10 protein-coding genes are annotated in these 13,151 nt (G+C 40.8%); 8 read left to right on the top strand and 2 right to left on the bottom strand.

The features are described from left to right. Window positions 1–15: 15 nt before the first annotated feature. Together DIU38_RS20385 and DIU38_RS20380 are read right to left on the bottom strand one after the other, a co-directional pair. Complete coding sequence (locus DIU38_RS20385; RefSeq protein ID WP_112653329.1) at window positions 16–1,704, bottom strand: MutS-related protein; 1,689 nt, start codon at window positions 1,702–1,704, stop codon at window positions 16–18. 84 nt (window positions 1,705–1,788) lie between these two features. Beyond that, window positions 1,789–2,547, bottom strand: a complete 759-nt coding sequence (locus DIU38_RS20380; protein WP_112653328.1) for a class I SAM-dependent methyltransferase — start codon at window positions 2,545–2,547, stop codon at window positions 1,789–1,791. A 246-nt stretch (window positions 2,548–2,793) separates the two neighbouring features. Here DIU38_RS20380 and rpsT point away from each other — a divergent pair, with 246 nt between their 5' ends. The 8 genes from rpsT (at window position 2,794) to DIU38_RS20340 (ending at window position 13,073) form a co-directional block, all read left to right on the top strand. Next, a complete protein-coding gene (gene rpsT, locus DIU38_RS20375) occupies window positions 2,794–3,048 on the top strand; it encodes a 30S ribosomal protein S20 (RefSeq protein ID WP_090529771.1) in 255 nt (84 codons plus the stop codon). 84 nt (window positions 3,049–3,132) lie between these two features. Then, window positions 3,133–3,831: a RadC family protein gene (gene radC / locus DIU38_RS20370; protein ID WP_112653327.1), complete on the top strand. Its 699-nt coding sequence runs from the start codon at window positions 3,133–3,135 to the stop codon at window positions 3,829–3,831. A gap of 154 nt (window positions 3,832–3,985) precedes the next feature. Further along, window positions 3,986–6,385, top strand: coding sequence for a phenylalanine--tRNA ligase subunit beta (gene pheT / locus DIU38_RS20365; RefSeq protein WP_112653326.1), 2,400 nt, complete (start codon window positions 3,986–3,988; stop codon window positions 6,383–6,385). An 80-nt stretch (window positions 6,386–6,465) separates the two neighbouring features. Next, window positions 6,466–6,756: a hypothetical protein gene (locus tag DIU38_RS20360; RefSeq protein ID WP_091173696.1), complete on the top strand. Its 291-nt coding sequence runs from the start codon at window positions 6,466–6,468 to the stop codon at window positions 6,754–6,756. 21 nt (window positions 6,757–6,777) lie between these two features. Continuing rightward, on the top strand, window positions 6,778–7,068 hold the full coding sequence (locus tag DIU38_RS20355) for a cell division protein ZapA (protein WP_090529762.1): 291 nt from the start codon (window positions 6,778–6,780) through the stop codon (window positions 7,066–7,068). A gap of 242 nt (window positions 7,069–7,310) precedes the next feature. Further along, window positions 7,311–8,876: a ribonuclease Y gene (rny, locus tag DIU38_RS20350; RefSeq protein ID WP_091173692.1), complete on the top strand. Its 1,566-nt coding sequence runs from the start codon at window positions 7,311–7,313 to the stop codon at window positions 8,874–8,876. 63 nt (window positions 8,877–8,939) lie between these two features. Then, entirely contained in the window at window positions 8,940–9,485 is a 546-nt protein-coding gene (locus tag DIU38_RS20345) for an Mpo1-like protein (RefSeq protein WP_112653325.1), read from the top strand. Window positions 9,486–9,794: 309 nt separating this feature from the next. Then, window positions 9,795–13,073, top strand: coding sequence for a TonB-dependent receptor (locus DIU38_RS20340; protein ID WP_112653324.1), 3,279 nt, complete (start codon window positions 9,795–9,797; stop codon window positions 13,071–13,073). Window positions 13,074–13,151: the final 78 nt, after the last annotated feature.

Here is a 13,151-nt window from a genome sequence, read left to right as displayed (position 1 = left end):
GAGGCAAAGATGCAATTAAAGGGGGAGTTTTAAATTATACTTCTCCCTTAATTGGCTGCTTACCTTATTGGCTTCATCAATAATACTCTCCGGGAAACCGACGCCTTTTAAAACAGCGATGCCATTTCGGTTTTTGAGCAATCCCTCTTTAATTTTATAATCAAATACCAAGCGGTCATCACCAATCACTTCCTCAAAAGAGAAAACTTTGTAATCGCTGCCCAGTAATTCGGCCAATTCCAGATCGTGTGTAGACACAAAAACGAAGCTTTGATTGCGGATAAAATAGCTTAGTACGGCTTTCGCGGCGGCTATCCGTTCAATGGTATTTGTACCCCTGAAAATTTCATCAATGATTACGAGGCTGTTTATGGGTTTGCTGGCAATGGTTTGTGCCACTATATTTTTAACGGCTAAAGCTTCGGCCTGGAAATAGCTTTTATTATCGCCCAAATCGTCGGTCATATCAATGCTGGTAAATATTTTGAGCGGAGGAGCTTGGTATACTGTAGCAAAACTGGTGTTAATGGTTTGCGATAGCAAAGCATTTATAGCAATAGCCCTGATAAAAGTGGTTTTACCCGACATGTTGGAACCTGTTACCAAAATACCTTGTGTATTATCTATAGCAATAGAATTTGACACGCAGTTTTCAATAAGCGGGTGATAAAGATTTTTAATAATGATATGGGTATTGCCGGTTGTAAGTTGAGGTTTGCAATAATGAGCCGCGCCATCACGTACCGATTGGATGGAAATAGCGACATCAACCTCAGCCACCGCTTCATAAACAACTTTAATGTCACTAAGGTATTTGTTTACCTTGGTAATGGATTTTATAAATACCAGCGGCTCAATAAGCAGGAACATTTTTAACCATTCGGTAACCAGGTAGTAAATATCGGTAGGGTCAATAGCGGCTTTGTTTTGCAGGGTAATATAATTTAACGACTTTTTAAGTTTGCTCATATTAACCATACTGAAGCGAGTGTGTACATCATCCCTGAGTAGGGTGTGGTTCTTAAGCCAGTTTGATACCTTGAATAAAACCAACAGCTGCGGTAACGAATGTGTGTAGTTCAGCATCTGGGTTTTATTACTGTAATGAATAATTACATTGGCTATCATTAATACCAGCAATAGCAAGAGCATAAACTGGTTAGGAACAATAAAAAGGCTAAATGCAACTCCAATGATCAAAAACGGCGCTATGCTGATATAAAAATTGCCAATTGCCGGAAATATGGAATGATGCGGTTTCTTAAAAAGCTCCGGTAAGTAGTAAGCATCATTGTTCCCTAACTCAGATAATTTAAGCTCGGCCGCCTCTCTCAATTCTTTATTGGCGGTGACATTGCCGATCCGTTGTTCAAGCGTTTCAAAATACTCTTCTGAAATTTGCGGGGAGTGTAATTTCTTATATAGATATTGTTGCCCGGGTTTTGAATTGGTACGGTCAATAAATTCAAATACGCTGTCGATGTCAAGGTCGGTGGCCGTATCGACAGAGATCCCGCTTGAGCCGCCATAAGCTGTAAGGTAGGTGCTGATCGGTTTGAAATTTCTGCCTGTAATTATGGGTTTGCCCCAGCGTTCTTTTATTTCGGTAAGTTTCTTTTTTTGTTGGGCTTTGCTTTTTAAATGGCTTATTAAAATAAATATAAAAGGCAGCAGTATTATAATAGTGATCCAGTATATCATCATTAAGTAGTATTAATAAGCCATTGTGTTTGCTTATTAGATAATACCCGCGTGCAATTGTTTCACCGATACGAAATAATGTTGATCTTACAGTTTCCCCGAATAAACCTTCGTGTCGTAATTAATAACGATAACGCCATCCTGCTGAAATTTATCAAAAAGTGCTTGTAAATCGTTGATCATTGGCTCGTACCCCTCATCGCCACGTGCAGGCATGTACGATGATGACAGCAGCCTGCCTTTTAATCCTTCAAAATCAAATACCTGTTTATTGGCGAATATTTCCAGGCGAACGGGTTGCGGCTTAAAGAAAGCAGCGATATGTTCGGTATCGATATTGCGGTGATCAATCTTTACGTAATCGCGGCCATGTTTTACGATGAGTTTATCGTATTCCTGTTCAAAGACTGAGGTTGTTTTTCTCTCATTCCAGATGAGGGCAACAATGCCATCCGGTTTCAGGATCCTTTTAAATTCAGCACAGGTTTTTACGGCATCAAACCAGTGAAAAGCCTGTCCGGCTATAATAGCATTAATGCTATTACTCTCGATGCCGGTATTTTCTGCAGTGCCGTTTCGGGGGATAAAGCCGTTATATGAACCGAGTAACTCGATAGCTTTTTCGCGCATCTCCAAATTTGGTTCAATGGCAATTACCCGGTAGCCTTTTTTCAGGAACAATGCGGTGGAGATCCCTGTACCTGCACCAATATCGGCAATGAGCTTATCCTGTGTTAAGCCGTAAGCGTCATGTAAAAACTTAACAAGTTCGTCGGGGTAGCCGGGACGGTATTTTACATAATCTTCAACCCGGTTGCTGAACCTGGTGGTGCTGTTGGTAACCATAAACGCAATAGTTTTAATTAATAGTAACGCAGCAAAAATCATTGTGTTGCATGAACACTTCGTGAATGCGGGGTTAACAGGTTGTTAATTTGGCAGGTCTGCAAGCCCAAAGGGTTCAGGTAATCATTCACATTATCAATCTAATCACACTAAAATATAAATCAAAAAACCACTTGCATATTAAATTTAATCGCCCTATATTTGCAGTCCTTAAAATAAGTAGAAAAGAATAACAAGCTATACGAGATGGCAAATCATAAATCATCATTAAAAAGAATCAGGGCAAATGCTGCGAAGCGTCTGCGCAACAGGTACCAGGCTAAAACAACCAGGAACGCTATTAAGAAATTAAGAAACACTACTACCAAAGCTGATGCTTCTGCACTGTTGGGTAAAGTGATTTCAATGCTTGATCGTTTAGCTAAAAAGAACGTTATTCACAAAAACAAAGCTTCGAACAATAAATCAAAGCTTACTAAATTTGTTAACGGCTTAAGCTAATCTCAGCTTTTAAAATATACCGAAGGGGATAGTGTACCAACGCTGTCCCTTTTTTTGTTTGGCGCTTTTTCATACTTTAATGCCGTGGAAAACTACGAAAGCAAGATCAGTATTAAATCATGGGCTGAGGAAGACCGCCCGCGTGAAAAACTTAGCGGGCAAGGGCGCCGCGCCCTTACCGACGCCGAGCTGATCGCCATCCTTATCGGCTCGGGCAGCCGCACCGAAAGTGCGGTTGAACTGAGTAAACGCATCCTGCGCCATTATGATAACGACCTGAACAAGCTTGGTAAGGCTTCCATAGCCGAACTATCCAAGTTTAAAGGGATAGGAGAAGCCAAAGCTATATCTATTATTGCCGCGCTGGAGATCGGTCGCCGCCGTAATGAATTTGAATCGGGTGTCATTGAGGTGATCACGTCAAGCAGGGATGGTTACAATATTATGCGCCGTCATTTGATGGACCTGAACCACGAGGAATTCTGGATCATACTATTAAACCGTTCCAACAAAGTATTAGGGAAGGAGCTGATCAGTAAAGGAGGTTTGTCGGCTACGGTATGCGACCCGAAGATCATCTTTTATTCAGCCCTGCAATACCAGGCCAGCGGCCTCATACTGGTGCATAACCACCCATCGGGTAATCTGAAACCCAGTAACGAAGACATCCAGCTCACCAAAAAAATAAGCGCCGCCGGCCGGATGCTGGACATGGGTGTGTTTGATCATTTAATCATTACCGATGCCGGCTACTTAAGTTTGGCCGATGAAGGGTTGATGTAGTTTTGATTTGAAGATTTGAAAATGAGGCGATTTGAAATTGACCTAACATTTTCAAATCTTCAAATTGGATCAATTTTTAAATAAAATACCTTTTACCTTTCGCCTTTAACCTTTCAGCCTAAATCGTATCTTTGCCGATTATCATTTCGGAATAATGAAAATATCTTATAACTGGCTTAAAGAATTTATTGATACTGATAAAACGCCCCAGGAAATTTCCATCATCCTTACCGGTACCGGTTTGGAGGTTGAAAGCCTGGAGAAAGTACAAGCTGTTCCCGGCGGGCTGGAAGGCCTGGTGATAGGCTATGTAAAGGAGTGTGTTGATCATGCCAATTCTGATCACCTGCATGTTACCAAAGTTGATGTAGGCGGTGCGGAAGACCTGCAGATTGTTTGCGGCGCTGCTAACGTAGCTGCTGGGCAAAAAGTGGTGGTTGCTGTGGTAGGCTCTACTGTTTACCCAACCGGCGGCGAGCCTTTTGCTATCAAAAAATCAAAGATCAGAGGCGAAGAATCTCACGGGATGATCTGTGCTGAGGATGAGATAGGTTTAGGATCCAGCCACGCTGGTATTATGGTATTGCCGGAGGACGCGCCTGTAGGCACTCCTGTTAAAGAGTACTTTAAGCTGAACGACGATTACATGTACGAGATAGGCTTAACCCCTAACCGTGCCGACGCGGCTTCGCATTTGGGTACGGCAAGGGATATTGCCGCTTTCCTGAAAATTGGTATCAATAAGCCCGATGTAAGTACATTTAAAGTTGATAATACCAGTCGTACTATTAAGGTTATTGTAGAGAATGAACAGGCTTCACCGCGTTATTCTGGCTTAACCATCAGCGGTGTTGATGTTAAGGAATCGCCACAATGGCTAAAGGAGCGTTTGGCTGTTATTGGCGTGCGTGCTATCAATAACATTGTGGACGTTACCAACTATGTACTGCACGAGCTTGGCCAGCCCTTACATGCTTTTGATGCCGATGAAATAGCCGGTGGTAAAGTGTTGGTGAAAAACTATGCTGAAGGCACTATATTTAAAACTTTGGATGATGTTGACAGGAAACTATCTGCCGATGACCTGATGATTGGCAATGCCGAAGAGCCAATGTGCATAGCAGGTGTATTTGGCGGTGCTAAATCAGGTGTTAAAGAATCAACTAAAAATATTTTTCTGGAGAGTGCTTATTTCAATTCCGTATCTGTTCGTAAAACTTCAAAAAGGCATGGTTTAAAAACTGATGCTTCATTCAGGTTTGAGCGTGGTACCGATCCGGACATGACCGTTTTTGCTTTGAAACGTGCGGCATTGTTGATTCAGCAGGTAGCGGGTGGCGAGGTGTCGTCAGAGATTTCTGATCATTACCCAGCCCCGGTTGCGCCGTTTGCTGTGGAAATCACCTATAATACCATTGATAAGCTGATTGGTAAAAAGATTGGCCATGATGAGATCAAAGGTATTATCACGGCGCTTGATATTAAGATAGTGAATGAAACTGCGGATTCATTATCGTTACAAGTGCCTCCATATCGTGTGGATGTTACCCGCGATGTGGATGTGGTTGAAGAGATCCTGAGGATCTATGGTTATAACAACATCGAGATCCCTACACAGATCAGGGCATCTCTAAATAACTCCATTCGTCCGGAGAAAGATACTGTTCAAAATCAGTTATCTGATTTGCTCAGCGCAAATGGTTTTAACGAGATCCTGGCCAACTCGCTTACCAAATCCGCTTATTCAGATAACCTGGATACTGCTGTTAAGATTCTGAACCCACTGAGCAGCGATCTGGATGTAATGCGCCAAACGTTGCTGTACTCTGGTTTGGAAGCCATAACCTATAATCAGAACCGCCGTAGCCCGGATTTGAAATTTTACGAGTTTGGTAAGGTATACAAGCTGGAAAATGATAAGTACATCGAAACACAACGTTTCAGTATTTTCATCACCGGGGCTAATACTGCCGAACAATGGAACCAGAAATCCAAGCCTGTATCATTCTATAATATCAAGGCTGTGGTTGATGGTATTTTGCAGCGCCTGAGCATCAGCAACTTTACAGTTGAGGATGCAACGTGTAAAAAAATGTCGTTTGGCATTCAATACATGTTAAATGGTAAGCAATTGGTGAAATTTGGGTCCGTAGCTGCAGCTTCTTTAAAAAAGGCGGATGTTGACAAAGAGGTATTTCATGCTGATTTTAATTTCGACCTTGTGCTGGCAGCTATCCGTAAAAATAAAATCGTTTACCAGGAGGTTTCAAAATTCCCGGCAGTAAGGCGCGATCTTTCTATGTTAATAGACCAAAGCATATCATTTGGCCAGTTAAAGCAAATTGCCCAGCGTACCGAGCGTAAATTGCTAAAGGAAGTTGATGTGTTTGATGTTTACCAGGGTGATAAGCTGCCTGCGGGTAAAAAGTCATATGCTTTAAGCTTTATCATCCAGGACATTGAAAAAACATTAACGGATAAGGCAATTGATTCTATTATGCAGAAATTAATTTATAATTTAGGAAAAGAAGCCGGAGCGGAGATCAGGAAGTAATTTCGGATTTCGGAATTTCGATTTCGGATTTAGAAATTAAAATTCAGTAATTCAATAAATCAATAATTCAGTAATTGAAGATGCCTTCATTAGCAGAGCAGTTAAATAAAATTGTAGATAAAACCGAGCGCCTGATTGAACTGTGCGCTGCTTTGCAGGAGGAAAATGACCTTTTAAAACTGGAAAGTGAGGCACTTACGGTAGCTCTTAACGCCAGTAAGGCCAAGACAAAAGAACTGGAAGAAAAATTAAAAGTTGTTAAAGTTGCCAAGTCTTTTTCTGAAACAAATGAAAAAAGTGTTGACATTAAGCAAAAAATTAACGACTTTGTGCAGGAAATAGATAAGTGTATTGTATTATTGAAAAAATAGTACAAAAAGTGAAAAGCTCAAATGGGAGAAATCTCAATAAAAATAAATATTGCTGACCGTGTTTACCCCTTAAAGGTTAACATGGAGGAAGAAGAAATAATACGCAGGGCGGCTAAGCTGATCAACGACCGGATAAAAGAATATCAGGAAAATTATGCGGTTAGGGATAAGCAGGATTTACTTTCAATGTGTGTGCTGCATTACGCAACATCATCATTGAAGGCAGAAAAGAAAGTTACCGTTGAGGATACAGAGGTGACTGAAAAAGTTTATCATTTAGATCATTTGTTGACCGAATTTTTTTCGAAGTAATAAACGTTCTTTACATAAATATACAAGAGCACATTAAGATTTAACCGCAGTTAAATTTTAGGTTTCACTATTAAAAACTTAACGCTTCAATATTAAGCGGATCAAGAGGCATGCGTTAGTTGCGATTAACGTTAACCAACCCATGGTCCCCAATATCCGGAATGAGGTTTTAAATACATGATACTTAAAAATTAGTTGCGGTTTTTTTATTTACATACATATATAACACCACCAAACCTAAAATGGACATATTACTATACGTCATCATCGGCCTGCTGGCAGGCGCCATCATTGGCGTGCTCATAGGTCGCTTCCTATTATTAAAGCTTTTTAAAGACCAGGAAACATCGGCTCAGAATAAAGTGAAAAAGATCTTAAAAGACGCTGAAAATAATGCCGAGATCCTAAAGAAAAACAAACTGCTTGAAGCCAAAGAGAAGTTTTTACAAATGAAAGCTGAACATGAACAGGAAGTAAACAATAAAAACAATGCTGTTAACCAGCGCGAAAATAGTGTTAAGCAAAAAGAGCAATCATTAAATCAGCGCCTGGAAAATGTTAACCGCAAGGAGAGCGAACTTGATAACACCCGCAAAAATCTTGAAAAACAAACCGAGATAGTTGTTAAAAAGCAAGACGAGGTAGAGCACCTTAAAAATCAGCACATTCAACAGTTGGAAACTATCGCCGGCCTATCAGCCGATGATGCCAAGAACCAATTGGTTGATACCCTGCGCGAGGAAGCCCGTACCAAAGCGATGATCCAGATCAAGGATATTGTTGACGAGGCTAAGCTTACTGCTACTAAAGAGGCTAAGAAAATAGTTATCCAAACTATTCAGCGTACTGCTACCGAAAGTGCGATTGAGAATACAGTGTCTATTTTCAATATTGAAAATGACGAGATCAAGGGACGGATCATTGGCCGTGAAGGGCGTAATATCCGTGCACTTGAAGCTGCAACAGGTATTGAAATCATTGTTGACGATACCCCCGAGGCTATCATCCTTTCGGGTTTTGATCCGGTAAGGCGCGAGATAGCCCGTTTGGCGATGCACCGTTTGGTTACCGACGGACGTATCCACCCGGCACGTATTGAAGAGGTAGTTGCCAAAACCAAAAAGCAAATAGAAGAAGAAATTGTTGAAATAGGTGAACGTACCGTGATTGACTTGGGTATCCATGGTTTACACCCCGAACTGATCCGGATGGTTGGTCGTATGCGTTACCGGTCATCCTATGGGCAAAACCTGTTACAGCACTCACGTGAGGTTGCCAACTTCTGTGCTACCATGGCTGCCGAACTTGGCTTGAACGTTAAAATGGCGAAACGTGCGGGCTTACTTCATGATATTGGTAAAGTACCTGATGATAATCCTGAACTGCCTCACGCTATTTTGGGTATGCAACTGGCCGAAAAATACAAGGAACATCCTGAAGTTTGCAATGCTATAGGTGCCCATCATGATGAAATTGAGATGACCTCAATGTTATCGCCGATAATCCAGGCTTGTGATGCTATATCAGGCGCACGTCCTGGTGCACGCCGCGAGGTTGTTGAAAGCTACATTAAACGTTTGAAAGAACTGGAAGAGCTGGCATTGTCATATCCGGGTGTCGAAAAAACGTTTGCTATACAGGCCGGCCGTGAGTTACGTGTTGTAGTAGAGAGCGAAAAGATCAGCGACGCGCAATCAGAAGTTTTGGCTGCTGATATTTCAAACCGGATCCAGACAGAAATGACTTATCCTGGTCAAATTAAAGTTACCGTTATCAGGGAAACCCGTTCGGTAGCATTTGCCAAGTAATCATTATAAAATTAAACGAAACCCTTTCGGCACAAAACCGAAGGGGTTTTTTATTTTTACAGCGTGGCAGCAAAAGCAAATAACAAACAGAAGGCAGCAGTTAAAGCTACTGCAAATATTGATGAACGCCCTGTTGATCGTTATTTCAGGGAATATGAAGATGCTCACCAGGATAGGGTTAACAAAATCATACACTATGTCTGTATTCCAACTTTGGCATTTAGTCTCTTTGGATTGATCTGGGCTATTCCTTTTCCTCATTTAGGCTTTTTAGGAGCCTACAATGGTTATTTTAACTGGGCTTCCTTTGTTATAGCTATTGCCATCTACTTCTATTTAAAGCTGTCGCCAATTATATCTTACTTCGTCCTGTTTATTTTATTAGGATTTAGTTACGGTATAATGGAGCTTGTAACCTGGCAGCAAACGGGAGGGCCCGTTATGCGGCTATTATGTGTTTCTGCGTTTATTCCCTCTGCAAGCGCGTTACTTATCGGCAATAGCCGTGAGCCGCAGTTTGCAGCAAACGGACTCAACATTAAATCATTAGCTGTAGCGCCCGCATACTTGCTGAATCAATTGCTCAATAAGTTGAGAATCAAAAAATGATTTTAATTATTTGCGTATTAAGTATTTGTTAAAATGCTCGTTACCGTTGCCCTTTAAATACTATATAATAGGGGCATTTTTTAGCTGTGACGAACATAATTGTGTAATTTATCTCCTATAGGCGATATATAGAAGCTTAATACTTTGGGGTATTTATTTGTATTTTATTGATAATCAGTATTTTTTTATTGGTTTTCAGAGGCCTGTATCAGGTAGAAAAGAAATCATTAAGTAGTTGTTAATATAATAATCTGATGTTAATGTAGAATTAACATTGGTAGGGCAATTTTGTGCAATAAAAATTCACAAATGAAAAAGCTCTACTTTATTATTTTAACACTAATAATTATTGGGGTTGGGGGCGTTGCAAACGCTCAGATCACCACCTCGGTACTTACCGGTAAAGTTACAGATCAAAAAGGTACCACTCTTCCGGGTGTAACCATTACTGTACTTAATACCAGCACAGGTACCAGGTATGGTGCACAAACCAACGGCGAGGGCCGTTTCTCGGTTAATAACATTAACCCGGGTGGTCCTTACACCGTAACTGCTACTTTTATCGGTTACAAAAAAGACGAAAAAAGCGACCTTACTCTCCAGTTGGGTAATGCTACTTTAAACTTTATACTGCAGGATGAAACGACAACCTTGCAGGAAGTTAAAGTAAAAGCATCTGCTGGTCCAGCTAAAACAGGTGCAAGTACCCGTATCGGCCAAAACCAGATCCGTACTGCTCCGTCAATTAACCGCAGCTTACAGGATTTAACCAGAAATACCCCTCAAAGCAACAACAACTCATTCCAGGGTACCAACTTCCGTTACAATAACGTAACACTTGACGGTGCCATCAACAACGACGCGATCGGTTTTAGCCCTTCATTAGGTGGTCAAACCAATGCTTCAGGTCAGGTAGGTAGCAGTACCCGTACAAGCCCAATCTCTCTCGACGCTATCCAGGATATCCAGGTTTATGTTGCTCCTTACGATATTAAAATTGGTAACGTATTAGGTGGTAGTATCAACGCTGTAACCCGTAGCGGTACAAATGATTTTAGCGGTGCTGTTTATGGTTACGGTCGCGGTTCATTTATGGTTGGTAAAAACAATGTGCCTGCAAACTTAGGTGGCGACGGTTCAAAACTTACCGATTTTCATGATTACCAAACTGGTATCCGTTTAGGTTTTCCTATTATTAAAAACAAATTATTCTTCTTTACCAACGAGGAGCTTGCCCGCAGGCAGGATCCAGTTATCCGCGGGTTGGATCACAATGGTTCGGCTAATATCTTAAGCCAGGCTGATGGTGATAAATTGGTTACCGCATTCAAATCATTTACGGGCGGCCTTGATCCCGGTACATACAACAACACTACGATATTCTCTAACTCAAACAAGTTCTTTAACCGCTTGGATTGGAATATTGATGATCACAACCAATTAACCATCCGTAATAATACTATCAGCTCAAAAGCTACAAACTTAGAGCGAGACCAACAGAACTTCCGTTTCAGCGGTATTGACTATACTTCACACAACAACTCAACTTCTACTGTCGCTGAATTAAAATCAAGGTTCTCTGGTAACTTAAGCAATAGCGTAGTATTAGGCTACTCTGCTGTTCACGATTATCGTGACCCTAATTCAAATCCTGCATTGCCACAAATAGAAATCACCGGCCGTACTCCTGGTACAACCATATTTATGGGTACCGACCGTGAGGCAGCTATTTTTGATATGCACCAAAAAACTGCTGAGTTTACCGATAACTTAACCCTTACAAAAGGAAGACATACGTTTACATTTGGTACTCACAACGAGTTTTATAATATCACTTATAACTTCGTAAATGCATGGAACGGTCGTGTATCTTATAGCAGCATCGAGAATTTTGTGAATAACAATCCTTCTCGCGTACGTGCTAACTTTAACTATACAAACAACACACGTGACTATATTTTAGCGAATCCTTCAGCTAAGTTTAAAGTTAACTTGTTCAGCTTCTACGCACAGGATGAAATCCAGATAACTGACGCTTTCAAATTAACTGCAGCTTTACGCCTGGATTATGCAGACGTACCGAACAAACAACCACTGAGCGATAAAACTACTAACGCTACAGTTGACCCTAACTACGGTAACACGTTTACTTATACTCTGCCAAAAAACATTAAACAAAACTATCTTGGTAATGCCGAGATCAACCCACGTGTTTCATTTAACTATGACGTACTTGGCGATCAAAGTGTTGTATTACGTGGTGGTAGCGGTTTCTTTACTGGCCGTGTTCCTTTCGCATGGTTTGGTTACGCATTTTATAATAACGGTGCCACTTATGGTGCTTATGATAATCAGCCGTCAAAATCAAAGACACCTTTTGTAGCTGGTACTAATCCGGTTCAGGCTCCTTCAAATGGTGGTTTAAATTTTGTTAATCAGCAAAACTTCAATACCTCATCTGCGGGTAAAACTCAAGTCGATCTGATTGATAATAACTTCAAAATGCCACAGGTATGGAGGAGTAGCTTAGCTGTTGATTATACAACTGATAACCAATGGAAATTCACTGTTGAAGGTATCTATACCAAAGTTATCCACGACTTGAAATTCCAACAAGTAAATACCACTGATCAGGTAACTTATTATCCTTATGATACCCAGCATTTACAGCCAATCTTCGTAAATAAAGGTGTTAATGCTACATATACAAACGCTTACTTGTTATCAAACACAAATCAGGGTTACCGTTACAGCACAACAGCTCAGGTAGGTAAATTTACTCAGTTTGATTCACAAAGCGCCTTGAATTTCTCAGTTGCTTATACTTACGGTCACTCAAAAGACGTTACCAATGGTATCCGTAATTCCATGGAGTCAAACTGGCAGCTTAACCAAGCTTTAAATCCTAACAACCCAGGTTTAGCTAACTCAAACTTTGATATCCGTAATCGCATCGTATCAAACGTTAACTTTAAACATGATTGGGATGCTGGTCATAACTATACTGCTAACTTTACTTTCTTCTTTAGCGCGCAATCAGGTAATCCATATACTTATGGTTTCTATCCAAGTGCTATCGATGGTACAGGTCAGCAAGTTAGCTTGGCTTATATTCCTAACAGGGGTGAGACAGCTAAATTCTTCGAAGATATTGTTGGTGGACAAACAGCAGTTCAGCAAGCAGCAGCATTCGACGCATTTATTGACGGTAACAAATATCTGAGCGGCCGTCGTGGTAAATTCACTGAGCGTAACGGTGCGTTCACTCCATGGAATAACGACCTTGACTTCCGTTTCACTCAGGACTTTAAATTTGGTAATGGTAAGCATAAACAGGTGATCACTTTTACTTATGACATCATCAACCTTACTAACCTGTTAAACAAAAACTGGGGCCGTTACTACTTCTCAGCTAATACTTATAACTCAACTGCAAGTGTAGGTTTATCTCCAAAAACAACTCCTTCATTTGCAAATGCGCCAAGCACTTATCCAACTTACACATTCCAGAACCCTGGTGTGCCGTACTCAGTTGATTTGTTTTCTTCACGCTGGCAAATGCAGTTTGGTGTACGTTACAGCTGGTAATTGTAAAACAACATATAGTTAATAAAAACGCCCCCGATAAATATTGGGGGCGTTTTGCTTTGGGTAATGATTTAATAT

This window comes from Mucilaginibacter metallidurans (assembly GCF_003286435.2).
Classification (GTDB): Bacteria; Bacteroidota; Bacteroidia; order Sphingobacteriales; family Sphingobacteriaceae; genus Mucilaginibacter; species Mucilaginibacter gossypii.
This window is presented reverse-complemented; position numbering and strand designations above follow the sequence as displayed.

What these genes read in the sequence shown, in the direction of transcription:
- DIU38_RS20385 (WP_112653329.1), bottom strand. Translation starts at nt 1,704, where the DNA reads ATGATGATATACTGGATCACTATTATAATACTGCTGCCTTTTATATTT.
- DIU38_RS20380 (WP_112653328.1), bottom strand. Translation starts at nt 2,547, where the DNA reads ATGGTTACCAACAGCACCACCAGGTTCAGCAACCGGGTTGAAGATTAT.
- rpsT (WP_090529771.1), top strand. Translation starts at nt 2,794, where the DNA reads ATGGCAAATCATAAATCATCATTAAAAAGAATCAGGGCAAATGCTGCG.
- pheT (WP_112653326.1), top strand. Translation starts at nt 3,986, where the DNA reads ATGAAAATATCTTATAACTGGCTTAAAGAATTTATTGATACTGATAAA.
- DIU38_RS20360 (WP_091173696.1), top strand. Translation starts at nt 6,466, where the DNA reads ATGCCTTCATTAGCAGAGCAGTTAAATAAAATTGTAGATAAAACCGAG.
- DIU38_RS20355 (WP_090529762.1), top strand. Translation starts at nt 6,778, where the DNA reads ATGGGAGAAATCTCAATAAAAATAAATATTGCTGACCGTGTTTACCCC.
- rny (WP_091173692.1), top strand. Translation starts at nt 7,311, where the DNA reads ATGGACATATTACTATACGTCATCATCGGCCTGCTGGCAGGCGCCATC.
- DIU38_RS20340 (WP_112653324.1), top strand. Translation starts at nt 9,795, where the DNA reads ATGAAAAAGCTCTACTTTATTATTTTAACACTAATAATTATTGGGGTT.